Origin of the sequence: Roseateles sp. So40a (assembly GCF_048081605.1) — a bacterium.
Classification (GTDB): Bacteria; Pseudomonadota; Gammaproteobacteria; order Burkholderiales; family Burkholderiaceae_C; genus Roseateles.
On record NZ_CP182288.1, the window covers coordinates 4,533,232 to 4,556,634 of the forward strand.

General features: G+C 68.3%; 25 protein-coding genes and 2 tRNA genes. 11 read left to right on the top strand and 16 right to left on the bottom strand.

What is annotated here, in order from left to right:
- Positions 1-88: 88 nt before the first annotated feature.
- Both ACNI65_RS20570 and ACNI65_RS20575 read left to right on the top strand, forming a co-directional pair.
- The gene (locus ACNI65_RS20570) at positions 89-754 is read left to right on the top strand and encodes a GntR family transcriptional regulator (RefSeq protein ID WP_416759067.1); all 666 of its coding nucleotides are present in this window, start codon (positions 89-91) and stop codon (positions 752-754) included.
- Positions 751-1,251: a proline racemase family protein gene (locus tag ACNI65_RS20575; RefSeq protein ID WP_416759068.1), complete on the top strand. Its 501-nt coding sequence runs from the start codon at positions 751-753 to the stop codon at positions 1,249-1,251. The genes ACNI65_RS20570 and ACNI65_RS20575 overlap by 4 nt, the downstream gene beginning before the upstream one ends.
- 6 nt (positions 1,252-1,257) lie before the next feature.
- Here the strand turns inward: ACNI65_RS20575 and ACNI65_RS20580 are convergent, their stop codons facing one another.
- A complete protein-coding gene (locus ACNI65_RS20580; protein WP_416759069.1) occupies positions 1,258-2,193 on the bottom strand; it encodes a DMT family transporter in 936 nt (311 codons plus the stop codon).
- 109 nt (positions 2,194-2,302) lie between these two features.
- On the opposite strand from ACNI65_RS20580, the gene ACNI65_RS20585 reads away from it, so the two are divergent.
- Positions 2,303-3,199, top strand: coding sequence for a LysR family transcriptional regulator (locus ACNI65_RS20585; RefSeq protein WP_416759070.1), 897 nt, complete (start codon positions 2,303-2,305; stop codon positions 3,197-3,199).
- Positions 3,200-3,285: 86 nt separating this feature from the next.
- Positions 3,286-4,839, top strand: coding sequence for a glycine betaine ABC transporter substrate-binding protein (locus tag ACNI65_RS20590; protein WP_416763668.1), 1,554 nt, complete (start codon positions 3,286-3,288; stop codon positions 4,837-4,839).
- Positions 4,840-4,870: 31 nt separating this feature from the next.
- Here the strand turns inward: ACNI65_RS20590 and ACNI65_RS20595 are convergent, their stop codons facing one another.
- The gene (locus ACNI65_RS20595; protein WP_416759071.1) at positions 4,871-5,809 is read right to left on the bottom strand and encodes an HDOD domain-containing protein; all 939 of its coding nucleotides are present in this window, start codon (positions 5,807-5,809) and stop codon (positions 4,871-4,873) included.
- Between the two features lie 410 nt (positions 5,810-6,219).
- Here ACNI65_RS20595 and ACNI65_RS20600 point away from each other — a divergent pair, with 410 nt between their 5' ends.
- Positions 6,220-6,690, top strand: coding sequence for a VOC family protein (locus ACNI65_RS20600; protein ID WP_416759072.1), 471 nt, complete (start codon positions 6,220-6,222; stop codon positions 6,688-6,690).
- A gap of 144 nt (positions 6,691-6,834) precedes the next feature.
- Here ACNI65_RS20600 and ACNI65_RS20605 read toward each other — a convergent pair whose 3' ends face one another.
- The 3 genes from ACNI65_RS20605 to ACNI65_RS20615 are packed head-to-tail and all read right to left on the bottom strand — an operon-like array spanning position 6,835 to position 10,451.
- Positions 6,835-7,566, bottom strand: a complete 732-nt coding sequence (locus ACNI65_RS20605) for an ABC transporter ATP-binding protein (protein ID WP_416759073.1) — start codon at positions 7,564-7,566, stop codon at positions 6,835-6,837.
- A gap of 1 nt (position 7,567) precedes the next feature.
- Positions 7,568-9,394 (bottom strand): ABC transporter permease subunit, encoded by a 1,827-nt coding sequence (locus ACNI65_RS20610; RefSeq protein WP_416763669.1) that lies wholly within the window; start codon positions 9,392-9,394, stop codon positions 7,568-7,570.
- Between the two features lie 22 nt (positions 9,395-9,416).
- Positions 9,417-10,451, bottom strand: coding sequence for a branched-chain amino acid ABC transporter permease (locus tag ACNI65_RS20615; protein WP_416763670.1), 1,035 nt, complete (start codon positions 10,449-10,451; stop codon positions 9,417-9,419).
- Positions 10,452-10,714: 263 nt separating this feature from the next.
- On the opposite strand from ACNI65_RS20615, the gene ACNI65_RS20620 reads away from it, so the two are divergent.
- Positions 10,715-11,473, top strand: a complete 759-nt coding sequence (locus ACNI65_RS20620) for an enoyl-CoA hydratase/isomerase family protein (RefSeq protein WP_416759075.1) — start codon at positions 10,715-10,717, stop codon at positions 11,471-11,473.
- A gap of 9 nt (positions 11,474-11,482) precedes the next feature.
- On the opposite strand, the gene ACNI65_RS20625 is transcribed toward ACNI65_RS20620, so the two are convergent.
- The gene (locus ACNI65_RS20625) at positions 11,483-12,040 is read right to left on the bottom strand and encodes a hypothetical protein (protein WP_416759076.1); all 558 of its coding nucleotides are present in this window, start codon (positions 12,038-12,040) and stop codon (positions 11,483-11,485) included.
- A gap of 299 nt (positions 12,041-12,339) precedes the next feature.
- On the opposite strand from ACNI65_RS20625, the gene ACNI65_RS20630 reads away from it, so the two are divergent.
- A complete protein-coding gene (locus ACNI65_RS20630; RefSeq protein WP_091728029.1) occupies positions 12,340-12,579 on the top strand; it encodes a hypothetical protein in 240 nt (79 codons plus the stop codon).
- A 52-nt stretch (positions 12,580-12,631) separates the two neighbouring features.
- On the opposite strand, the gene ACNI65_RS20635 is transcribed toward ACNI65_RS20630, so the two are convergent.
- Positions 12,632-13,192, bottom strand: a complete 561-nt coding sequence (locus tag ACNI65_RS20635; protein WP_416759077.1) for a thymidine kinase — start codon at positions 13,190-13,192, stop codon at positions 12,632-12,634.
- A gap of 200 nt (positions 13,193-13,392) precedes the next feature.
- Here ACNI65_RS20635 and ACNI65_RS20640 point away from each other — a divergent pair, with 200 nt between their 5' ends.
- The 4 genes from ACNI65_RS20640 (at position 13,393) to selD (ending at position 16,439) form a co-directional block, all read left to right on the top strand.
- Entirely contained in the window at positions 13,393-13,596 is a 204-nt protein-coding gene (locus ACNI65_RS20640) for a hypothetical protein (RefSeq protein ID WP_416759078.1), read from the top strand.
- A gap of 171 nt (positions 13,597-13,767) precedes the next feature.
- Positions 13,768-14,625 (top strand): ProQ/FINO family protein, encoded by an 858-nt coding sequence (locus ACNI65_RS20645; RefSeq protein WP_416759079.1) that lies wholly within the window; start codon positions 13,768-13,770, stop codon positions 14,623-14,625.
- Between the two features lie 42 nt (positions 14,626-14,667).
- Positions 14,668-15,333 carry a tRNA-uridine aminocarboxypropyltransferase gene (locus ACNI65_RS20650; protein ID WP_416759080.1) on the top strand — a complete coding sequence of 222 codons (666 nt, stop codon included), beginning with the start codon at positions 14,668-14,670 and terminating at the stop codon, positions 15,331-15,333.
- 11 nt (positions 15,334-15,344) lie between these two features.
- On the top strand, positions 15,345-16,439 hold the full coding sequence (gene selD, locus ACNI65_RS20655; RefSeq protein WP_416759081.1) for a selenide, water dikinase SelD: 1,095 nt from the start codon (positions 15,345-15,347) through the stop codon (positions 16,437-16,439).
- 22 nt (positions 16,440-16,461) lie between these two features.
- On the opposite strand, the gene ACNI65_RS20660 is transcribed toward selD, so the two are convergent.
- From ACNI65_RS20660 to rpsM, 9 genes are all read right to left on the bottom strand, one after another.
- Positions 16,462-17,529, bottom strand: coding sequence for an acyltransferase family protein (locus ACNI65_RS20660; RefSeq protein WP_416759082.1), 1,068 nt, complete (start codon positions 17,527-17,529; stop codon positions 16,462-16,464).
- 152 nt (positions 17,530-17,681) lie between these two features.
- Positions 17,682-17,758: transfer RNA gene (locus ACNI65_RS20665), tRNA-Met, on the bottom strand.
- Between the two features lie 91 nt (positions 17,759-17,849).
- Positions 17,850-17,926, bottom strand: a tRNA-Met gene (locus tag ACNI65_RS20670).
- 68 nt (positions 17,927-17,994) lie between these two features.
- Positions 17,995-19,896: a protein-disulfide reductase DsbD gene (gene dsbD / locus ACNI65_RS20675; RefSeq protein ID WP_416759084.1), complete on the bottom strand. Its 1,902-nt coding sequence runs from the start codon at positions 19,894-19,896 to the stop codon at positions 17,995-17,997.
- Between the two features lie 194 nt (positions 19,897-20,090).
- The gene (gene rplQ / locus ACNI65_RS20680) at positions 20,091-20,474 is read right to left on the bottom strand and encodes a 50S ribosomal protein L17 (protein WP_416759085.1); all 384 of its coding nucleotides are present in this window, start codon (positions 20,472-20,474) and stop codon (positions 20,091-20,093) included.
- Between the two features lie 92 nt (positions 20,475-20,566).
- The gene (locus ACNI65_RS20685) at positions 20,567-21,559 is read right to left on the bottom strand and encodes a DNA-directed RNA polymerase subunit alpha (protein WP_067278809.1); all 993 of its coding nucleotides are present in this window, start codon (positions 21,557-21,559) and stop codon (positions 20,567-20,569) included.
- A gap of 142 nt (positions 21,560-21,701) precedes the next feature.
- Positions 21,702-22,325 carry a 30S ribosomal protein S4 gene (gene rpsD / locus ACNI65_RS20690; RefSeq protein ID WP_088404622.1) on the bottom strand — a complete coding sequence of 208 codons (624 nt, stop codon included), beginning with the start codon at positions 22,323-22,325 and terminating at the stop codon, positions 21,702-21,704.
- A 259-nt stretch (positions 22,326-22,584) separates the two neighbouring features.
- On the bottom strand, positions 22,585-22,989 hold the full coding sequence (gene rpsK / locus ACNI65_RS20695) for a 30S ribosomal protein S11 (RefSeq protein ID WP_056194196.1): 405 nt from the start codon (positions 22,987-22,989) through the stop codon (positions 22,585-22,587).
- A gap of 26 nt (positions 22,990-23,015) precedes the next feature.
- Positions 23,016-23,381: a 30S ribosomal protein S13 gene (gene rpsM, locus ACNI65_RS20700; protein WP_088404620.1), complete on the bottom strand. Its 366-nt coding sequence runs from the start codon at positions 23,379-23,381 to the stop codon at positions 23,016-23,018.
- Positions 23,382-23,403 lie beyond the last annotated feature (22 nt).

Genomic DNA, 23,403 nt, shown 5'->3' on the forward strand with positions numbered 1-23,403 from the left:
CGCGGATTTAACTGGGGTTGACCTGCGCAAACTCAATCACCTAGCGTGCGGGATCGCGGTCCGGCCGGACCTGCGATGATGCGCGCCCATGACTTCAGACACCCTCGAGCAGCAGGACGTCGACAAACGCCGCCAGGCGGACCAGGCCTATGACGCGATCGAGACCCTGATCGCGACGCTGCAATTGCGTCCCGGGGCGCCGGTGGTGGAGTCCGAGCTGATCGCGAGGATCGGCCTGGGGCGCACGCCCACGCGGGAGGCGCTGATGCGGCTGGTGGCCAGCGGGCTGATCGCGCAGCAGCCGCGGCGCGGGCTGCTGGTCAGCGCGATGCCGCTGGCCGAGCACCTGGACCTGCTGGAGGCGCGCCGGCCGCTGGAGCGGCTGATCGCGTGCTGCTCGGCGCGGCGGGCCTCGCCCGCGCAGCGCGCCGCGTTGCGGGACTGCGCCGCGCGAATGGCCGAGGCAGCCGGGCGCGGCGACCTGGAGGCCTACATGCGGGTGGACCAGGCGCTGGACCGGGTCAATCACGCCGCCTGCCGAAACCGCTACGCGGTGGCGGCGGTGCTGCCGATGATCATCCAGTGCCGGCGCTTCTGGTACGCGTACCGGCACCTGGGCGACGTCGCGAGCGGGGCGCGGGCGCATCAGCGCCTGGCCGAGGCGATCGCGAGCGGGGATGGCGAGGCGGCCGCGCAGGCCTCGGATGCCCTGATGGATCACCTGCGCGCCTTCACGCAACAGGTCATCGCATGAACTTCCTGTCCGACCCGATCCGGCTGATCGACGCGCATGTCGAGGGTCTGCTCACGCGGATCGTCGCCAGCGGCGGGCCGGCGCTCGTCGGAGCGACGATGCCGGACCGGCTGGCCGACTTCCGCGCGCGGCATGACGCCTGGCGGCTGGCGCTGAGCGGCCCGCCGCGCAGCGCGCCGGGCACGCGGGTGGCGCTGCTGACCGAGCCCGAGCGGCCCGGGAGCCTGGCCGGCGTGCTGTTCCTGGATGCCGATGGACCGGCGCCCGCGGGACCGGGCGTGGTGATCGCGGTGATCGCGGCGCTGGCGCACTTGGGCCGCTTGCGGCCCGGCCCGGTGCAACTGGACACGCCGACGGGCGCGGTGACCGCGAGCTTCGCGCTGGACGGCTCGGTGCGGGTCGATCTCGCGGATGGCGACAGCCGGGAGGGCCGCGCCCATCTGCTGCTCGACGGCACGATGCTCGCCGAGCCGGACGATCCGCGCGCCTGGGGCTGAGCGGGCTCACGCCCGCCGGCGCAGCGACCACAGCGCCACGCCGATCAGCGCGACGCCGGCCATCTGCGCCGGACCGAGCGCGCGGCCATAGACCAGCCAGTCAACGACGACCGCGCTGCCGGGATACACGAACTGCAGCACCGCGATCCGACCGGTGCCCAGCCGCGCCATGCCGGCGTAGAGCACCACGTACGCCAGTCCGGTATGCAGCACGCCCAGTCCGGCCAGCCATCCCCAGGCCGGGCCGGCCGCCGGCAGTCCCTGCATCAGCGGCCACGGCAGCAGCACCAGCGTGCCGACGACGCACTGCCCGGCCGACAGCGCGAACGACCCCGCACGCTCGGCGTGGATCTTGGCGATGAAGCTCGCCGCCGCATAGCTGATCGAGCCCAGCAGGCACAAGGCAACGCCGGCCGCGTAGCCGGGCAAGGCCCGCGCGCTGCCGGCGGCGGTGGCGCCGAAGGCATCGTCGGCGATGCCGGTCGCCAGCGTCAGGCCGAGCAAGGCCACGCCGGTCGCGGCCCACTGCGCGCCGGTGACGCGCTCGCGCAGCCAGAACGCGCCCATCGCCATCAACCAGAACGGCTGCACATGGAACACCACCGTCGCCACCGCGATCGAGCAGCGCGGGATCGCCGCGAAGAACAGCCCCCAGTTCAGCACCGTGAGCGCACCGACCGCGATCACTGCGGCCAGCGCGCTTCCTCGCAATCGCGCGAGCTCGCCCAACTGCCCGCGCGCCGCACCCCAGGCCAGCAACGCGGCCAGTCCGAACACACAGCGGAACCACACGGTGGTGGCCGGGTCCTGCGCCGCTTCCTCGACGAACACGCCGATGGTGCCCAGCAGCAGGCCGCCGCCGATCATCAGCGCCTGGCCCTCGCGCAGACGGCGCGCATCGGCGGGCATCGACGCCAGCGAGGCGTCCTGAACGTGAGACAACGAGGAACTCATGCGCCGAGTCTGGCCTCCCGACCTCATCCCGCAAAGCGATTCCTCATCACGTTTAGCATCACGGATTCGAATGGTTCCCCGATGGGCGGGAGATCACATGGCGTCGACGGATCTTCAACTGGACTGGCTGCGCGCGTTCGTCGCGGCGGTGGATGCGGGGTCGCTGACGGCGGCCGGCGCGCTGGTGCATCGCTCGCAGTCCGCGCTGAGCATGCAGATCGCCAAGCTCGAGCACGCGGTCGGCCAGCCCGTGCTGGTGCGCAGCCCGCGGCGGCTGGACCTGACGCCGGCGGGGCGTGAGCTGCTCGGCCATGCGCGCCGAGTGCTCGCGCAGCATGACGAGGCGGTGCAGGCCCTGCGTCGCGAGACTCTGCACGGCCGCCTGACCATCGGCGTGCCCGAGGACTACGCCGTGCCCTATCTGACACCGGTGCTGCGCGACTTCGCCGGGCGGCACACGGCGGTGGAGCTGACGCTGGTATGCCAGCAGTCCACGGTCCTGATCCCGCGCGTGACGCGCGGCGAGATCGACGTGGCGGTGGTCACGCGCGACCGCGCCGGCCGCGGACAGGCGCTGTTCGAGGAGCCCCTGGCGTGGTTCGGCGCGCCGCGCTTCGAGGCCTGGCGCCAGACCCCGCTGCCGGTGGCGGTGTACGAGTCGGGCAGCCTGGCTCGCAAGGCGGCGCTCGCGGCGCTGGCCGCGCTCAAGCGGCCGTATCGCATCGTGTGCGACAGCGCGAGCCCCGCGGGCATGCTGGCCGCGGTGGAGAGCGGCCTGGCCATCGCGCTGTTCACGCGATGCAGCGTGCCCGAGGGCATGGAGCTGCTGGACGAGCGCCATGGGCTGCCGCCGGCCACGACGCTGCCGGCGATGTCGGTGGTGCTGATGCGGAGCAAGGCCTCCGCGGCCTCGCCCGCGGCCCAGGCCTTCGCGGGCCAGGTGTTGCGCACGCTGGCGCGCAGCCGGGGTGGCTCGACTATGCTGCGCCGATGATGTCGCTGAGCTGGCTGCGGCCCCTTCTTCGTCTCGTGCCGCTGCAGTTGCCGCTGCTGCTGCGGTTGCCGCTGCCACTGCTGCTGATGGCGGTTGTCGCGCAGATGGCCTTGAGCGCGAGCGCCTGGGCGGCCGAGCCGCTGCGCATCGGCTCCAAGCGCTTCACCGAGAGCTACGTGCTGGCCGAGATCCTCGCGCAGACGGCGCGGGCCGGCGATCCCGGGGCCGTCGTCGAGGTCAGACAGGGACTGGGCAACACGGCCATCGTGCACGCGGCGCTCAAGTCCGGCGCGATCGACGTCTATCCTGAATACCTCGGCACCATCGAGCGCGAGATCCTGGGCCACGCCGCGACTGGCGCGCCGCTGGCCCAGCTGCAGGCGGAGTTGCGACCGCTGGGGCTCGCGATCGGCGTGCCGCTCGGCTTCAACAACGGCTACGCGCTGGCCATGCGCTCGGCGCAGGCGCGCGAGCTCGGCCTCACCGCGCTGTCCCAGCTCAAGGGCCAGGCGTCGCTGCGATTCGGGCTCAGCAACGAGTTCCTCGGCCGCGCGGACGGCTGGCCCGGCCTGTCTCGGCGCTACGGCCTGCCGCAGTCGCCGACAGGGCTCGACCACGGCCTGGCGTATCGCGCGCTCGCGGACGCGCAGATCGACGTCACCGATGTCTACACGACCGATGCGCAGATCGAAGGCCTCGCGCTGACCGTGCTGAAGGACGACGCGGGTTTCTTCCCGCGATATGACGCGGTGCTGCTGTATCGACTGGACCTGCCGGCGAGACACCCTCGGGCCTGGGCGGCGATGCAGGCGCTGCAGGGCCGCATCGACGAGCCCGCGATGATCGCGATGAACGCGCAGGCCGAGAACAAGCAGCGGCCCTTCGACGCCATCGCTCGAGACTTCCTCGCGCGGCACACCGCGTCGGCATCGGTGCCCTCCTCGACCGCGGCATCGACCTCGGGGGCGTCCGTGGCGTCAGCGTCTGCCTCTACGGACGCCGCATCCTCCGGCGGCCTGTGGGCGCGGCTGACTGGGCCGGACCTCCGCCGGCTCACGTGGCAGCACCTCTCGCTGGTGCTGGGCGCAGTCGCCCTGGCCGCGTTGATCGGCGTGCCGCTGGCGGTGGCGCTGCATCCCTGGCCGCGCTGGCGCGAGGCCTTGCTCGCGGTCTGCGCGCTGCTGCAGACGGTGCCGTCGCTGGCCATGCTGGCCTTGCTGATCTGGGCGATGAACCGCATCGGGCCGGTGCCCGCGCTCGTCGCGCTGACGCTCTACGCGTTGCTGCCGGTGCTTCGCAACTGCACGGTCGGCATGAGCGAGGTGCCCGACGGCCTGATCACCGCGGCGCGGGCGCTGGGGCTGTCGCGCGGTCAGGTGCTGCGCTGCGTGCAGCTGCCGCTGGCGTTGCCGGTGATGCTCGCGGGACTGCGCACGGCGACGAGCCTCTCGGTCGGGACCGCGACGATGGCGGCCTTCATCGGTGCGGGCGGCTACGGCGAGCGCATCGTCACCGGACTCGCGCTGAACGATCAGACCTTGCTGCTCGCGGGGGCGCTGCCGGCGGCGGCGCTGGCGTTGTTGCTCGAGGGTGCATTCGGGCTCGCGGCCTGGCGGCTGACCAGGCGCCGCGGCGGCTGAGGATCAGATCGAATCTGCCCGGATCGGGCGATCAGACCGCGGCGCCGGTGCCGCTGAACTCGCGGTCGAGCTCGGCGTAGCAGCGCTGCTGCGCGGCGGACCAATCACCCAGTTGCGCCGGCTGCAGGCCGGGCTGCATCAGCTGGCGCAACGCGACGGCCTGGGCCTGGCGGACCAGTTGAGCCAGGACCGTCGACTCGGCGCTGCGGCCGGGACGCGGCACGAGCGCCTCGGCGACCTTCACCGGGAAGCCCCAGTGCTCGACGATCTGCGCCGACCACGCGGCGGTGAGCGGCAGCAGTTGACGATGCAGGCCCTCGCGGTCCATCGGCGGCACCGAGGGCGCGGACATCGCGTCCAGCGCGCGCAGCAGGGCCATCAGTCCCAGCTGCGAGCTCAAGCCCGCGAGGTAGGCGGCGAACTCGTCGTCGCCGGCGTTGGCCAGGCGCAGGGTCGCGAACGCGGTGCGCTCGCTCAGGTCCCAGAGCAGCGTGCCGGCGCGGCTGCCGTAGCGGCCCTTGCCCTGGTGGAAGATGGGGCGCATCGCCACGCTCATCACCAGCTGGTTCAGGCCCTGCTGGCCGAGCACCATGACGGCGCCGGAGAGGTCGGTGATCTCACGCTCGGTGCGATAGCGCGGCGAGTTGGCCAAGCGCATCAGCTCGCCGACGAGGCTGGGATCGCGCGACAGCAGCTGCACGAGTTCCGACCCGGCCACGTCCTCGCGGCGCACCAGGCGCATCAGTTGCGGCAGCACGGCGGGCAGCCGGGGCAGCAGGTCGGCCCACTGCGAGCCGCGCTGGGCTTGCAGGCGTTGCATCAGGCCTTGCTCGCCGGTCGACGGCGGAACGTCCTTCAGACGGGACAGGCCCAGCAATCGGGTGCTGAACTGCAGCCATTCGGGAGAGGCGTCGAGCGTCGGGAAGACGAGATCGCCCCCGCTGTACACGGCGGTCTGGGTCGAGACCATGCTCGGGCCTTGCGAGTACGCCGTGCCTGGCGGTTGCGAGACCGGGGCGGGAGGGCTCGGAGGTGCGGTGGGCACCGTGGCGGGCGACGCGCTTCGCGCGCCTGTTCCCATGGCGGACGCTCCACCGGCCGACGGGGTATCGCCGGAGCCGGAGAGGAGTTTGCGGAGGGAGGACAGGAGCGCCATGGTGGAGGGTCGGCGGATTATGGTGGGCGAGGCGGTGGGGCGTGTTTCGGGGACGTCACGGAGAGCCCCCCGGAATCGGGGTGTCAGCGGGGTGTCAAGGGGGTGTCCGGCGAACGCGGGACGAGGGAGCGACGATCCTGTCACGGACTGGCAGGCTGGGCGTGTCGAATCTGGTGACGGCTGTACGTCGTACCGATGTTGATTCACCACCGAAGGAGATTGTGATGACTGCTGTTTCTGCTGTGCCGGCTGCCAATGGCGCGACGCCGTATCTGACGATTCGCGACGCGGCTGGCGCGATCGATTTCTATCAGCGCGCGTTTGGCGCGAAGGTGGAGTTGCGGCTGGATGCGCCGGATGGCGTGATGCATGCCGAGTTGAATGTGGGGGGCGCGAAGTTCATGTTGACCGAGGAGCGGTCGAACTGTGGGGCGCTGAGTCCGTTGAGCCTGAACGGCAGCCCGATCACGGTGGTGATCTACGTGCCGGACGTGGATGCGACGGTGAAGGCGGCGGAGGGTGCGGGCGCGAAGGTGGAGATGCCTGTGGCGGACCAGTTCTGGGGTGACCGGATGGGTGTGATTGCTGATCCGTACGGACACAAGTGGATGGTGTCCACGCACAAGGAGGATGTGTCCGAGTCGCAGCTGAAGGAGCGTCTCGCCAAGATGTTCGCAGAGGGCCAACCCCACTGACTGCGCCCGACACCCGCTGCCAGAGCGCATCGGGATCACCCCGGCCGGGTGCCCCCTTCGGAAGTATTGGGGGGAATTGGGTACCCGGAGAGGGTACCCAAGGAGGACATGGAGAAGGGGGCACCCGGTCGGGGTGATCCTTGCTCAATGTTGTTTGCGACTCGCCCCGAGGTAGGTCTCGATGACGCGGGGGTCTTTGGCGAGGTCGGCGGCTTTGCCTTCGAGGGCGATGTCGCCGGTCTCGAGCACGTACCCGTAGTCCGCGACTTCGAGTGCGGCGCGGGCGTTCTGCTCGATGAGCAGGATGGAGACGCCGGCGTCGCGCAGTTGGGCGACGATGCGGAAGACTTCCTTGACGATGAGCGGTGCGAGTCCGAGCGAGGGCTCGTCGAGCATGAGGAGTTTGGGTCGCGCCATGAGCGCGCGACCGACGGCGAGCATCTGGCGTTCACCGCCGGAGAGCGTGCCGGCGAGCTGCGTGCGCCGTTCCTTCAGACGGGGGAAGAGCGCGTAGACGCGCTCAAGCTCATCGCGCCACGCCTTGATGCCGAGCCGCATCGGCCGGAAGCCGCCGAGGATGAGGTTGTCCTCGACGGACATGGTGGTGAAGAGCTCGCGTTTCTCGGGCACGAGGGCGAGGCCTTTCATCACGCGATCTTCGAGGCCGAGGCCGTTCACGTCCTCGCCGTCGAAGATGATCTGGCCGCGCGCGGGCAGCACGCCCATCAGCGCGTTGAGCGTGGTGCTTTTGCCGGCGCCGTTGGGGCCGATGACGGTGACGACCTCGCCCTGGCGCAGGCGCAGGTTCAGGCCGGTCAGGACTTCAGCGCGGCCGTAGCCTGCGTGCAGTCCGCTGACGTTCAACAGCTCGCTCATGTCAGTGTTCCGTTCCGAGATAGGCCGCGCGGACCTCGGGGCTGGCCTGCACGTCGGCGGGCGTGCCCTCGATCAGTTTGGTGCCGAACTCCATGACGACGATGCGGTCCGTCAGGCCCATCACGAAGTCCATGTCGTGCTCGACGAGCAGGATGCTCATGCCTTCGGCGCGGAGCTGGCGCAGCACATCGGAGAGTGCCTGTTTCTCCTTGTGGCGCAGGCCCGCGGCGGGCTCGTCGAGCAGCAGCAGCGACGGGTCGCTGCACAGCGCGCGCGCGATTTCCATCAGGCGTTGCGGGCCCAGCGCGAGGTTGCCGGCGAGCTCGTTCAGATGGTCCTGCATGCCGATGCGGCGCAGCTGCGATTCAGCCTCGGCGAAGAGGCGTTTCTCCTCCGCGCGATCCATGCGGAGCATCGCGCGCGCGGTGCCGCTGCTGGCGCGCAGGTAGCCGCCAAGCGCGACGTTCTCGAGCACCGTCATGTCCGGGATCATCTTGACGTGCTGGAAGGTGCGCGACATCCCGCGGCGGGCGATCTCACGCGAGGGCAAGCCGGTGATCGGCTCGCCCGCGAAGCGCAGCTCGCCACTGGTGGCACCGAGCACGCCCGAGACCAGGTTGAAGGTCGTGGACTTGCCCGCGCCGTTCGGGCCGATCAGGCCCATGATCTCGCCGGCGCGCAGCTCGAAGCTCACGTCGTTCACGGCGACCAGTCCGCCGAACTGCTTGCGCAGCTTGTCGACCTTCAGCAGCACCGATCCGGCTTGCGGTTTCGAGCGCGTGGCCAGCGGGGCCGCGCCGTCCCAGTCGCGCTCGCGCGGCCGAACCGGCCACCAGCGCGACAGCGCGCCCTGCATCGACGGCCACAGGCCCTTGGGCGCGTACTTCAGCATCAGCACCAGCACGACGCCCAGCACGATGATCTCGAAGTTGCCGTTGCTGCCCAGCAGTCGCGGCAGCAGCTCCTTGAGCTGGTCCTCGATGATCTTGAACACGCCCGCGCCGACGAACGCGCCCCACACGCTGGACACGCCGCCCACGACGGCCATGAACAGGTACTCGATGCCCATCTTCAGCCCGAAGGGACTGGGGTTCACCGTGCGCTGCACATGCGCGAACAGCCAGCCCGAGACCGCCGCGAGCAGCGCTGCGATCAGGAAGATCACGACCTTGTAGCGGAAGGTCGAGACCCCCATCGATTCGGCCATCACTGTCGCGCCGCCCAGCGCGCGGATCGCGCGTCCGGGCCGGGAGTCCAGCAGGTTGCGCACCGCGATCGCGCCGAGGATCGCGAACAGCCAGATCAGGTAGTAGATCGCGCGGCCATCAGCCAGGCTCATGCCGAAGAGCTCGATCGCCGGCACGCCCAGCAGCCCGTCGTACTTGCCCAGCGTCTCCATGTTGGCGATCGTGAAGTTCAGGCTCAGCGCCCACGCGATCGTCGCGAGCGGCAGGTAATGGCCCGACATGCGCAAGGTGATCAGCGCCAGCACCAGTGCGATCAGCAGCGTGATCGCCAGTCCGGCCGCCAGGCCGATCCAGGGCGACAGCCCGTACTTCGCGCTCAGCAGCGCCGTCGTGTAGGCGCCCACGCCGACGAAGGCCGCCTGGCCGAATGAGGTCAGCCCGCCGACGCCGGTCAGCAGCACCAGCCCCAGCGCGACGAGCGCGAACATGCCGATGTAGTTCAGCTGCGTGATCCAGAACTCGGGCACCGGCAGCAGCGGCAGCACTGCGAGCACTGCCAACAGCAGCGCGGGCACGATGCGACGGGACCACGGATGCGCCTTCGCGGCCGAGGGCAATGGAGCGTTGGTCGCGGACTTCATGGCGGCGGGATCGGTGCTCACGTCAATGCTCTTCATGGTGCGGGTCGCGCCAGCTGCGCCACAGCAGCACCGGCAGGATGGAAGTGAAGACGATGACCTCCTTGAAGGCGCTGGCCCAGAAGGAGCTGAACGATTCGATCAGGCCCACCAGCAAGGCGCCCAGCGCCGCGCCCGGATAGCTGGACAGCCCGGCGAAGACGGCGGCCACGAATCCCTTGAGGCCGATGAGGAAGCCGCTGTCGTAGAAGATTGTCGTGGTCGGGCTGATCAGGATGCCGGACAGCGCGCCGATGAAGGCGGCGAGCGTGAACGACAGCCGTCCCGCCGAGGTGCTCGAGATGCCCATCAGCCGCGCGCCCAGCCGGTTCACCGCGGTCGCGCGCAGCGCCTTGCCGTACAGGCTCTTCTCGAAGAACAGCCACAGGCCGACGATCAGCGCGGCCGACGCCAGCACGATGATCAGCGTCTGACCCGAGACCATCAGCGGACCGGCCGTGTAGCTCGCGTCCCAGAAGCTCGGGTTGCGGGAGCCCTCGGCGCCGAAGAACACCAGGCCGAGGCCGGTCAGCGCGAAGTGCACGCCGACCGAGACGATCAGCAGCACCAGCACCGAGGCGTCGGCCAGCGACTGGTAGGCGAGCCGATACAGCAACCCGCCCATCGGCGTGACCACGGCCAGCGTGAGCATTGCTTGCGCGACCAGCGGCAGCTTCATCGGCGCCAGCCACAGCGCGCAGAGTCCGATCGCCACTCCCGGCAAGGCGCGCAAGGCGATCGGCGCCAGCTCGGCCGAGACGCGCCGGGCGCGGATGGCGGCCACCAGGTCCAGCAGCGCCGCCAGCAGCGCCATCGCGATCAGGAAGTGGATGGTCAGCGGCGTGTGCCCGAGTTGAAGTCCCGCCAGCGTCAGCGCGCCGAAGGCGACGAACTCCCCCTGGGGAATGAAGATCACCCGTGTGACCGCGAACACGAGGACCAGGGCCAGCGCCAGCAACGCGTAGATCGCGCCGTTGGTCACCCCGTCCAGCATGAGGATGCTTGCAATCGCCCCGTCCACCTTGTCTCCTGTCGTGGTGCCGGGCGTGGCCGTTGACCGCGCGTCGCCGATGCGTGCCGACGACGTCGCGACCGCTCCGAAGGCCATCGCCCGGGGGTTGGTCGTCCATTGCGACGTGAAACCCACTCTAGCGGGAAGCGTTCAGGAAACCGTCAGTGGATGCCGCATTGACTTTTCGCAAGACGTTAATCCGACCGGTCGGTCGAAGTTAAGGCTCAAACGGCGGGTTTGTGCTAGGCGCCGCTTCGCTAGACTGCGCCGCCATGCCTCAACACATCCCTGCGCTGGAGATCGACGGCCCGCTGGCCCGGGTCACCCTGCGGCGACCGCATGTCGCCAACCGGCTCGAGTTGATCGACCTGCAGGCGCTGGAAGCGCATCTGCGTCAGGTCAACGGGACGCCTGAGGTCCGCGTGCTGCTGCTGCAGGCGGAGGGCCGGCATTTCTGCAGCGGCTTCAACATCCATGCGGCGCCCGGCGTCGACGCGGGCGCGCTCTTCGAATCGCTGACCGATGCGTGGGAGCAGGCGCGGCCGGTGACCGTCGCCGCGATCCAGGGCGGGGTGTATGGCGGCGCCACCGATCTGGCGCTGGCCTGCGATTTCCGACTGGGCGTGCGCCGCTGCGAGATGTTCGTCCCCGCCGCGCGGCTGGGGCTGCATTTCTACCGCGGCGGCATGGAGCGCTATGTGAATCGGCTGGGGTTGTCGATGGCCAAGCGGGTGCTGCTCGCCTGCGAGACCCTCGACGCGCAAGCCATGCGCGACAGCGGATTCCTGGACCAGTTGCTGGACGACGAGGACGGGTTGGACGCGGCGACCCAGGCCTTGTGCGAGCGGCTCTGCGGCTACGCGCCGCTGGCCTTGTCGGGCATGAAGAAGCACCTCAACGCGATCGCCAACGGGCGGCTGGACCTTCACGCGTTGCGCGCGGACCTGGAGATGTCGAACGCATCGGAAGACCAGGCGGAGGGCCTGCGCGCCTGGCAGGAGAAGCGGGCGCCGCGCTTCCAGGGACGCTGACGCGAGGCGTCAGACGGTTTCCAGCTCGTGTCGCAGCGCGTGCAGGTGCAGACAGGCCTTGGCCGTGGCACGACGCAGATCGAGCTCCTCGCGCTTGCTCCAGATGCGGGCCTCGTCGCGCTGTCCCAGCGCGATCACGCCGAAGGTCTTGCCGTTGATCTGGCCGCTGACATCCAGCATCGCGCGCCAGGTGGGCGGCGGCTCGAGCGCGGACAGACGCGGGTCGGTCCGGGCATCGGCGCAGTGGAAGACGCCCTCGCTCAGCAGCGCGTCAAAGTAGCCGGGATAGGCGCGCTGCTCGCAGACCGGGCGCTGATGGCTCGGGCCATCGATCGCGTGGGATCCGAGGCAACGCAGGCGGTACTCGCCGGGCTCGCCATCCAGCAACCACAGGCTGGCGTGCGAACTGCGGAAGTGTCCGCACAGGGCCGCGCTGACAGCCTGCGCATAGCGCTCGGCCAGTTCGCCCACGCTCTCCAGGCCGCTGTCGCGGGCCTCGGTCGCCGGCCATTCCATGTCCTGACTGGCCGCCCGCATGGCGGCAAACAGCCCTTCGATCCTTTCCATCGACGCGCTCGCTCCCTGATGTGTCGTTGTCTTGGACGCCACGGTGAAACGGCGCGGGCGCGATTCTAGGTGTTTTCCCTAGATCATGCCAAGGTGCCCAGGGCCTGTGTTACATGCCCTCCGAAGTGGGAAATGTCACTTGCCGCCGATTCGGGCGACCTTCGCGCGAGGTCATTAGCGATGCCCCGGTACGGGGAGGGCCCGGCTTATAGGAAAATACGGGTTTCGCCGTCTGCCCCTGGGGGGAACTTGGGGCCGGCGGCGCGGCATTTCATACTCTTATCAGGATCAGGAACAGCGTGGCTAAGGATACGACCAAGACGACCATCGAAGCCGATGGTCTGCGCTATCGCTCTAAAGCTCCCGGTTCGCCCTTCGCGGCGACCTCTTCGTTTGGCGCGGCGACCATGTCGTGCTTCCTCTGCGGCAAGCATCGCCCCCGGGCACTGCTGAAGTCCCGCAAGCTGCTGGGCAAGTCCCAGCCGGTCTGCGCTCCGTCCTGCAAGGAACTGGAAGAGCAGCTGGCGACGAAGAAGTAAGCCCAGGCTTACCGGCGGCCTTGCGCCGCCAGGTCCTGGGGACGCCCAGTCCTCAGGACGCTCTGAAGCAGCGTCCGCAGACCGCGCGGTAACGGGAGTTGCCGCCGATCTCGACCTGCGCGCCCTCGGTCTGCTTGCGGCCGGTGGCGTCGACGCGCATGTTCATCGTCGCCTTGCGGCCGCAGTCGCAGATGGTCTTCATCTCGTCCATCTCGTCGGCCAGCGCCAGCAGCGCCGCCGAACCGGTGAACAACTCTCCGCGGAAGTCCGTGCGCAAGCCGTAGCCGATCACCGGCACGTGGCGCATGTGCGCGATCTCGTGCAGGGACCAGACCTGGTCCTTGGTCAGGAATTGCGCCTCATCGACGAGGATGCAGGCGATGTTGGGTGTCTGCGTGATCAGCGCCCGGAAGTCCGTTTCCGCGTTGAACACCTCCGCCACCCGCTGCGGGCCCAGCCGCGAGGTGATCAGGCCCTTGCCGTAACGGTCATCCACGCCCGCGGTGAACAGGCGCACCGCATGGCCGCGCTCCTCGTAGTTGTGGGCCACCTGCAGCAAGGCGGTGGACTTGCCGGCATTCATCGCGGCATAGCGGAAAAACAGTTTGGCCATGGTTCTCTGGAGCCCGCGGCAGCGCGCAGCGGGCGATTGTCGGCGCAAACGCCGCCGTTCGTCGGGCAGTGCTTTCACCCCCGGGCAAGCGATGTAGCGGGGCGTCATACGCCCCACCTAATATGGTCTGCGAGGGAATCGAGGCGCCGACGGGCTACGAGCTCGCCGGCGCGAACAAGAGCGCCACGCGAAGCGAGACCATGAGCAAAGATACCTGCACCGCCGTTCGGGATAACGGCCTGCGCTATGAATCCAAGCTGGGCGGTTCGCCGTTCCAGGGCAGCGGCCAGACCCGTTCCTGCTTCAAGTGCGGACGCCACCGTCCGCCCAGCAGCCTGCAATCGAAACGGATCCTGGGCCGCACCGAGCTGATCTGCAAGCCCGCCTGCGAACCGAAGACCTGATTTCCCCTTCGGCGGGCCCGCCTCAGGCAGGACGGGTTGTCGCCGTTGATCGGTGCGAATTGCCACGCCCGCGCGGCCTTGGGCACAATCCCCCTTTTTCCCGAAGGCCGGCCCCGCGCCGCTTGATGCATGTCCTCCAGCACCCCGTCGCAAGACGAAGTGACCTCTCCCGTGTCTCCCGATCCCAAGGCCACCGCCACCGAGACGACCGACGCCGCGCTGACAGCGCCGGAAGCCGGCGCCGACGCGCTGCCCCAAGAAGCGGATGACGCCAGCGCCGAGGCCACGCCGGTGGCCGACGAGGCCGCCGCATCGACCGCAGGGGCGCCAGGCCAGGCCAAGGCGTCCGAAGGCGGCCGCGTCGACGTGCAAGCCGTGGCCGCCAAGCTGAAGGAACTGTTCCCCGCGCTGTTCGGCGGCGGCGTCAAGCCGCTGAAGCTGCGCGTCCAGTCCGACATCCAGCAGCGCGCTCCCGGCCAGTTCACGAAGGCGCAGTTGTCGGCCTTTCTGCGCCGCTACACCGGCGGCACCGGCTACCTGATCGCGCTGACCCGGGCCAAAACCCGTTTCGACCTGGACGGCCAGCCCGCCGGTGAGCTCACCGACGAACACCGCGCCGCCGCTCAGGAAGAGCTGACGCGGCGTCGCGGCATCACCGACGCACGCCGTGCCGAGGAGGATCGCGGTCGCCTGGAGCGCGCCCAGCTGCTGCGTGACTTCTCCCGCACCACGCTGACGCCGGCCAACTTCTGCGCGCTCAAGGGCCTGACCCAGGAAGCGCTCGACGCGCAGCTGAAGCTGGCCCGCGAGGAAGAAGCCCAGCAACCTCCGCGGCCGGAACGCCAGGACCGCCCGCCCAGAGGACAGGAACATCGTCGCGGCGCCCCCCGTGGCGAAGGCCGGCCGGGTGGCCCCGGGCAAGGTCCGCGTGGTGATCGCGGGGATCGCGGCGATCGCGGTGATCGCCCCCGCCGCGAGGGCCAAGGCCGACCGAACGACGGCCGCAAGCCACCGCGTCAGCCGCGCTGAGCGCTGATCCTGAGCTGACCCTGCGCTGACGCGCTCCCACCGATGGCTGCCCCCACGCCACCCGCGAGTGGCGGCCCCGGTGGGCGCCGCCCGCTTTGCGGCGCGTGCGCCCGTCCGCTGGCGGGCTGCTGGTGCGCCTGCGTGCGCAAGGTTCAGAACGCGACACCGCTGCTGATCCTTCAGGATCCCGATGAGAGCCGACAGGCGAAAGGCACAGCCGCCTTGCTCGCGCGCTGCTTGTCTCGTGTGGAACTTCGGGTCGGCGAGCGCTTCGACCCGCCTGCCTCGACGGCGGGGCTCGTCCTGCTGTACCCGCAGACTGCGGGCGACGTGGCGCGGCCCGCGCCTGCGCCCCAGCCTGCGCCCATGCCGACGGCGACCGATGGGCGAATCAGCGAAGCACCCATCACGCTGATCGTCCTGGACGGCACCTGGCGACGCAGCCGCCGCCTGCTCTATGAGAACCCGTGGCTGCGGTCGCTGCCCCGGCTCGCGCTCGACACGCCGCCGCCCTCTCGCTACGCCATCCGACGCGCGCAGGCGGATTCGCAGCGCAGCACGCTGGAGGCTTGCGCACTCGCGCTCACGCAGTTGGACGACGACGCCGCACGCTACGCCCCCTTGTGGGAGGCGATGGACGAGTTCATCGCCTTGCAGCAAGCGCTGGCCAAGCACCCTCCCCCGCCTGGTCAGGCCGGGGCGCGGTAAGCTGCCCGCCCATGAACGCATCCACCGCCTCCGTCCCGCCCGCCCCGTCTGCTTCAGCGCCGGCGGAACCGCGCCTGACCTCGCTGTCCCATGGCGGAGGCTGCGGCTGCAAGATCGCGCCGGGGGTCCTGGCCGAAATCCTCAAGGGCACCAGCGCGCTGCCGATCCCGCCCGAGCTGCTCGTCGGCATCGAGACCGCCGATGACGCCGCGGTCTATCAGCTCAACGACGAGCAGGCGCTGATCGCCACCACCGACTTCTTCATGCCGATCGTCGACGACCCGTTCGACTTCGGCCGCATCGCCGCGACCAACGCGATCAGCGACGTCTACGCGATGGGCGGCAAGCCGATCATGGCCTTGGCGCTCGTGGGCATGCCCATCGCGGTGCTGAGCACCGCGACGATCGGCCGGATCCTCGAGGGCGGCGCCTCCATCTGCCGAGAAGCTGGCATTCCGATCGCGGGTGGGCACACGATCGATTCGGTCGAGCCGATCTACGGATTGGTCGCGCTGGGGCTCGTGCATCCGAAGCGCGTGAAGCGCAACGCGGACGCGCGCGTCGGCGACGTGCTGGTGTTGGGCAAGGCGCTCGGTGTCGGCGTGATGTCGGCGGCGCTCAAGAAGGGCCAGCTCGACGAGAACGGCTATCGGCGGATGCTCGCCTCGACGACGAAGCTGAATACCCCCGGGCCCGAGCTCGCGGCGCTCGAGGGCGTCCACGCGCTGACGGATGTCACCGGCTTCGGGCTCGCCGGGCACGCGCTGGAACTGGCGCGCGGGTCGGGTTGCGCGGTCGAGATCGACTGGTCCGCGGTGCCCGTGCTCGACGGCGTGCCGTCGCTTGCCGCCGAAGGCTTCATCACCGGCGCCTCCGGGCGCAACTGGGCGGCCTACGGCGCGGAGATCAGCCTGAGCGCCGCCCTGCCGGCGCAAAGTCAGGCGCTGCTGAGCGACCCACAGACCAGCGGCGGCCTGCTGGTGTCGTGCAGCGCCGAGGCGGTCGACGAGGTGCTCGCGATCTTCGCGCGCCACGGCTTCGAAGCGGCATCGGTCATCGGCCGCGTCATCGCGGCGGACGGGAACGAGGCGTTGCGCGTGCGCTGATCCAGCAACTGGACGCCGAGGCTCAAGCTCTGCCTTCGAGCTCGCGGGCGCCCGTCGCCGCGCGCTCATCGGTTGACGCCGGCTTGCGCGTCAGCGGCCGCTCGACCAGGCGATAGAACAGCCAGCCCAGCGCGAGTGTCGCCAGCGTCCAGATCAGGATGCCGCCATCGCGCTGCAAGGGCTCATGAAACCATCCGCGCTTGATCAGGCCCGCGTAGACGTAGACGATCACGCCGTGCGTCAGGTACAGCGAGTACGAGCTGTCGCCCATGGCGCGCAGCGCCCGCCCCACCTGGAACGAGCCCTCCATCGCCACCAGCCCGTACACGATCAGCGCCGACGGCACGCCCCACATGAGAAGTCGCCAGGCGGGGTCGTAGGTGAACACGGACAGCACCAGCAGTGCAACACCCATCAGGCAGGCGATCAGGCCCAATCTGGGCCGGTGGCCGCGCAGCAGATAGATCACCATGCCGAAACCGAACTCCAGCACGATGTCGTTGGCCGCGAACTGCGATAGCACGCCTCCGCCGCCACGGGTCGCAGCCAAGACAAGCGCCAGCAAAGCGGTGGTCACCACCGCGGTGAACAAGGGGCGCGCCTTCGTCCATGCCGCTGCCAGGATGAGCAAGGCGTAGAAGTAGAGCTCGTAGCTCAGAGTCCAGCCCTGATGCAGGAAGGGTTGGATCTCGCGCGTGACTGGATGGACGACCGGGATCAGGAAGATGCTGGACAGCAGGAACGCCGGATCGAATAGCGGCTGGTTCAAGGCGCTGACGCCGCCCTTGGCGATCGTGGAGGCAGCCACGACGGTCACAAACAGCAAGGTCGCAATCCAGTAGGCCGGCAGGATTCGGCGGAACCGCGCGAGAGCGAAGGCCTTGGGGTCAAAGTGCCGCCCCCGGTCGATGGAGCTGAGCATCACGAAGCCGCTGATGCAGAAGAACAGGTCCACGCCAACGGCGCCCAGTTCGGCGAGATGGTGGTAGTTCGCAATCGACGAGCCGCCGCCGCGGTTCACCAGCAGGAAGTGGTGGAGCACGACGAGCAGCGCGGCAATGCCCCGCAGAGCCTGGATGTTCTGGAACATATCGCGTAAGAGGGTGGCTCCGCGCCCCACCTCTGGCCCGTGCCGACATCTGAAAGAAGAGGCAGATTATGCCGGGGCGATTCACCGGGGCAGAAAGCACAAACCCGCTGCAAGCGAGGCTTGGAGCGGGTTTGCGGGTCTTGCGACCTGATTGGTTGCGGGGGCCGGATTTGAACCGACGACCTTTGGGTTATGAGCCCAACGAGCTACCAGACTGCTCCACCCCGCGGCTGTTTGCCGTGTTGATCGGATCGCACGTTGCCAGAAGCCTTCGTGTCGATCCCATCAACAACGCTGTCCGTAGACAGCGTTCGATGTTCTGGTTGCGGGGGCCGGATTTGAACCGACGACCTTTGGGTTATGAGCCCAACGAGCTACCAGACTGCTCCACCCCGCGATCGAAGAAAGAGAGTGTAGCACGGAATGGACTATCGCCTCAACATTCGACGACAGTCTTTCAAGGAATCAGAGGCCGGCCGCCTGGAGCGACTGCAGGAAGCGGTCCGCGTCCTGGAAGCCGATCACGCGAACGCCTGTCAGCTCCTCGCCCTTGGGGTCGAAGAAGATCGTGCCCGGCGGGCCGAACAGCTTGAAGCGCTTGAGCAGTTCGCGGTCCTCGGCGTTGTTCGCGGTGACGTCGGCCTTCAGCAGCACGGCGCCCGCCAGCTTGGCCTGCACCCGCGCATCGGTGAAGGTGAAGCGCTCCATCTCCTTGCACGACACGCACCAGTCGGCGTAGAAGTCCAGCATCACCGGCTTGCTGGCCGTACGCAGCGCCTCGTCGAGTTCCGCGACGCTCTTGATCTTGCGGAAGTTCACAGCAGCAGCCTCGGCCGATGCGGCCGACGTCGCCGCGGACTTGCTGCCCCCCATCACGCCCGCGAGCGGCTTGAGGGTATCGGTGCCGCCAGCGGCCACGCCGATGAACTGCGCCACGCCGAACACCATGGCGGCCACTGCCGCGCTGCGGCGCAGCCAGACGCGCGGCGTGTTGGCCTCCACGCGCTGGAAGAGCCCCAGCAACGCGGCCACGGCAACCAGCAGCGCGCCCCACAGCAACTGCGCCACGACAGCCGGCAGCACCGGCTGCACGATCCACAGCGCCACCGACAGCAACAGCAGGCCGAAGAAGTACTTCACCGTCTCCATCCACGGACCGGCGCGAGGCAGCAGCGTCCCGGCCGACAAGCCGAGCAGCAGCAGCGGAACGCTCATGCCCCAGGCCAGCGCGAACAGCGCCAGGCCGCCGATGGCCACGTTGCCCGTCTGGCTGATGTAGAGCAGCGCGCCGGCCAGCGGCGCCGCGACACAGGGGCTCACGATCAGCGCCGACAGCCCGCCCATCACGAAGACGCTGAAGAACTTGCCCGCCGGCAAGCGCTGGGTCGCATCGGACACCCCGCCGGTGAAGCGGCTCGGCAACTGGATCTCATAGACACCGAACATCGACAGCGAGAAGCCCACCAGCAGCAGCGCGAAGAGCGCCAGGACCCACGGCTTCTGCAGATAGGCCGCGAGGCCGCCGCCAGCCAGTCCGGCCGCGACGCCGAGCGCCGTGTACAGCAGCGCCATGCCCAGCGAGTAGCTGAACGCCAGGAAGAATCCGCGCGCTCGAGACGGCGTTCCGCCTTGGCCAACGATGATCGAGGACAGGATGGGGAGCATCGGCAACACGCAGGGCGTCAGCGACAGCAGCACGCCGGCGGCGAAGAACGCGCCGATCACCAGCCACAAGCGGCCAGAGGCCAGCACCTCATCCAATGGGTTGCCGCTGGCGGTCACGGGCGCTGCCACCGCAGGCACCGCTTCAGCCTTGGCGGGCGCCGCATCCGCCGCCGTCGAGGCCACCGCGTTCGACACCCCGAAGCCGCTCAGCGCATCCGGCGCCGCGCCGATCTTCACCGCGCCGTCGCCACCGAAGCCCTTCAGGCCCAGTGTCAGCTCGCTTTTCATCGGCGGATAGCACAGGCCCTTGTCCGCGCAGCCCTGGCCGGTCAGCACCAGCTTGAGCGGCGCTGCCTGCAGCGCGGTCACCGGCACCTTGATGCTCAGCCGGTCGCGATAGGTCTCGACTTCCTTCTGGAAGGTCTCGTCGAACTTGCGCTTGGGCGTCGGCCAGGCGATATCGCCCAAGCTGCCCGTGGCGGGCTCCAGCTTGAACTGGTCGCGGTACATGTAATAACCGGGCGCGATGGTGAAGTTCACCTGGAACTCGCGGTCGCCGACCAACTGCACGTCAACCTTGAAGGCCTGCTCCGGGTCGAGGAAATCGTCGGCGCGTGCCAGGCCCGAGACCAGGGAAGCGGTCAAGGCCATCAGCAGGAACAACGCCGGCATCAGGCGTCGCATCAGGGCAAGAGGAGTCATGAAGCGCGGAACGCGTGCGGACTCGTGGCCCGCGCGTCGTCGAGAGATCGGAAAGGCGCGAAGCTTAGCGCCAAGCACGACCGCATGACGTTCGACAGGTGCCATGGCCCTGCCGATTTGCGCGTATCGCGGATACACAAGAAAAAAGGCCAGCATTGCTGCTGGCCTTCATGCGCGGATGCGAGTCGCTGAGATTATTCAGCGTCGCCTTCGGCCGCTTCCGGACGGTCGACCAGCTCGACGTACGCCATCGGGGCGTTGTCGCCGACGCGGAAGCCCATCTTCAGGATGCGGGTGTAGCCGCCCGGACGGGTGGCGAAGCGCGGGCCCAGTTCGTTGAACAGCTTCACGACGATGTCGCGGTCGCGCAGGCGGTTGAAGGCCAGACGACGGTTCGCGAGGGTCGGTTCCTTGGCCAGCGTGATCAGCGGCTCGACGATGCGACGCAGTTCCTTCGCCTTGGGCAGCGTGGTCTTGATCGCTTCGTGTTGCAGCAGGGACACTGCCATGTTGCGGAACATCGCGGCGCGGTGTTCGCTGGTGCGGTTCAGTTTACGGAGACCGTTACGGTGGCGCATGGTGCTTTCCTTTCCTTCAGTTATTGCCGGCAGCCGGATCAGGTACTGCCGGGGGCACCGGACGGGTCGATGACCCGTCCATGTTCAAAAAATCAACGCTTGTCGAGACCTTGGGGCGGCCAGTTCTCGAGACGCGAGCCCAGGGTCAGGCCGCGCGAGGCGAGCACTTCCTTGATCTCGTTGAGCGACTTGCGACCCAGGTTCGGGGTCTTCAGCAGCTCGGTCTCGGTGCGCTGGATCAGGTCACCGATGTAATAGATGTTCTCGGCCTTCAGGCAGTTGGCCGAACGCACCGTCAGCTCGAGCTCGTCGACCGGACGCAGCAGGATCGGATCGAAGCTGCTGGAACGGGCAGCCGGCGCTTGATCGAACACGTCGACCAGGTCGGTGCCTTGCAGCTGCGCGAACACGGCCATCTGCTCGACCAGGATCTTGGCCGAGGCACGGATCGCTTCCTCCGGGCTGATCGCACCGTTGGTCTCGATTTCCATGACCAGCTTGTCCAGGTCGGTACGCTGCTCGACGCGGGCGTTCTCGACGGCGTAGCTGACGCGCTTGACCGGGCTGAACGAAGCGTCCAGCACGATGCGGCCGATGGCCTTGGTCGGTTCGTCGCCGTAGCGGCGCATGTTGCCGGGGACGTAGCCGCGGCCCTTCTCGACCTTGATCTGCATGTCCAGCTTGCCGCCTTGCGACAGGTGGGCGATGACGTGATCGGGGTTGATGATCTCGACGTCGTGCGGGGTCTGGATGTCGGCGGCCGTGACCGGGCCTTCGCCTTCCTTGCGCAGGACCAGGGTCACTTCCTCACGGTTGTGCAGACGGAACACCACACCTTTGAGGTTCAGCATGATGTGAACCACGTCTTCCTGCACGCCGTCGATGGCGGAGTACTCGTGCAGCACGCCCGCGATCGTCACTTCCGTCGGCGCATAACCCACCATCGAGGACAGCAGCACGCGACGCAGGGCGTTGCCCAGCGTGTGGCCATAGCCGCGTTCGAACGGCTCCAGGATCACCTTGGCGCGATGACCGCCCAGGGGCTCCACAGTGATGGATTTGGGTTTGAGCAGATTCGTTTGCATGAGGTCTTTCTTTCAATACCCTCGGTTCGTTACACCGATAAGGCTGAGGGACCAACCAGGCGCGCCCCAATACAGCTGGCAACGCCCGGACGAGGAAAAGCCGAGCAGGCCCCTGCGGGGCCGCTCGGCAGGCACGAAAGAATTAACGCGAGTACAACTCAACGATCAGCGATTCGTTGATCTCGGCGCCGAACTCGTCACGGTCCGGGGTCTTCTTGAAGATGCCTTCCAGCTTGGTGGCGTCCACAGCGACCCAGGCCGGCAGACCGATCGACTCGGCCAGCTTCAGGCTGTCGATGATGCGCAGCTGCTTCTTGGACTTCTCGCGCACGGCGACGACGTCACCGGCCTTCACCAGGTAGGAAGCGATGTTCACGACTTCGCCGTTCACGGTGATGCTCTTGTGCGAGACCAGCTGGCGGGCTTCCGCGCGGGTCGAGCCGAAGCCCATGCGATAGACGACGTTGTCCAGGCGCGATTCCAGCAGGACCAGCAGGTTCACGCCGGTCGAGCCCTTGCGGCGCTCGGCTTCGGCGAAGTAGCGGCGGAACTGACGCTCCAGCACGCCGTACATGCGCTTGACCTTCTGCTTTTCACGCAGTTGCAGACCGAAGTCCGAGGTGCGCTGACCCGAAGTGCGGCCATGCTGACCCGGCTTGGTGTCGAACTTGGCCTTGTCGCTGATGGCGCGGCGGGCGCTCTTCAGGAACAGGTCGGTGCCTTCACGGCGGGAAAGTTTGGCCTTCGGGCCGAGGTAACGTGCCACTTTGCGTGTCCTTCATCAATCTGACGCGAGCATGGAAACATTCCGTGCAACGCGCGAGTCCGGCCAGTGTTTTTGTCGGCTCGGACGGTGGGCTTCAAGAAGTCAGAGACTTCACCGGGCGGGTGTCTCCACCCGCTCGCACCGAGGTGGCGCAAGCGCCAACCTCAGCAAAACGGCCGGCTGGCACTTGCGCGCCAGCCGGCTGGTTCTGAACGAATCAGAGATTATCGCACTGATCCTGATCGCGTGGCGTAACCGCTTAGATGCGGCGACGCTTCTGCGGACGGCAGCCGTTGTGCGGCACCGGCGTCACGTCAGAGATCGAGTTGATGCGGATGCCGAGCGCAGCCAGGGCGCGCACCGACGATTCGCGACCCGGGCCGGGGCCCTTGATCTTGACGTCCAGGTTCTTGATGCCTTGTTCTTGAGCAGCGCGGCCGGCCACTTCAGCAGCCACCTGGGCAGCGAAGGGGGTCGACTTGCGCGAGCCCTTGAAGCCCTGGCCACCGGAGGAGGCCCAGGACAGCGCACCACCCTGACGATCCGTGATCGTGATGATGGTGTTGTTGAACGAAGCGTGCACGTGGGCGATGCCGTCGGCAACGTTCTTGCGAACCTTCTTGCGAACGCGCTGGGCAGCCGAGTTATTGGGTGCTTTTGCCATGGTTTGCTTTCTTCAGATGCCGCGGATTACTTCTTGCCGGTCGCCGCAGACTTGCGCGGACCCTTGCGGGTACGCGCATTCGTGCGGGTACGCTGGCCGCGCACCGGCAGGCCACGGCGATGGCGGAAGCCACGATAGCAACCCAGGTCCATCAGGCGCTTGATGTTGATGGACATCTCGCGACGCAGGTCGCCTTCGATGGTCAGGCGGCCGACTTCCTCACGGATCTTTTCCAGATCGGAGTCGTTCAGGTCCTTGACCTTCTTGTCCAGCGGAATGCCGCAGCTGTTGCAGATCTTCTGCGCGGTCGTACGGCCAATGCCGTAGATCGAGGTCAGACCGATCTCGGTGTGCTTGTGCGGCGGAATGTTGATACCAGCAATACGTGCCATGTGCGTCCTCTAATTCGCTTGC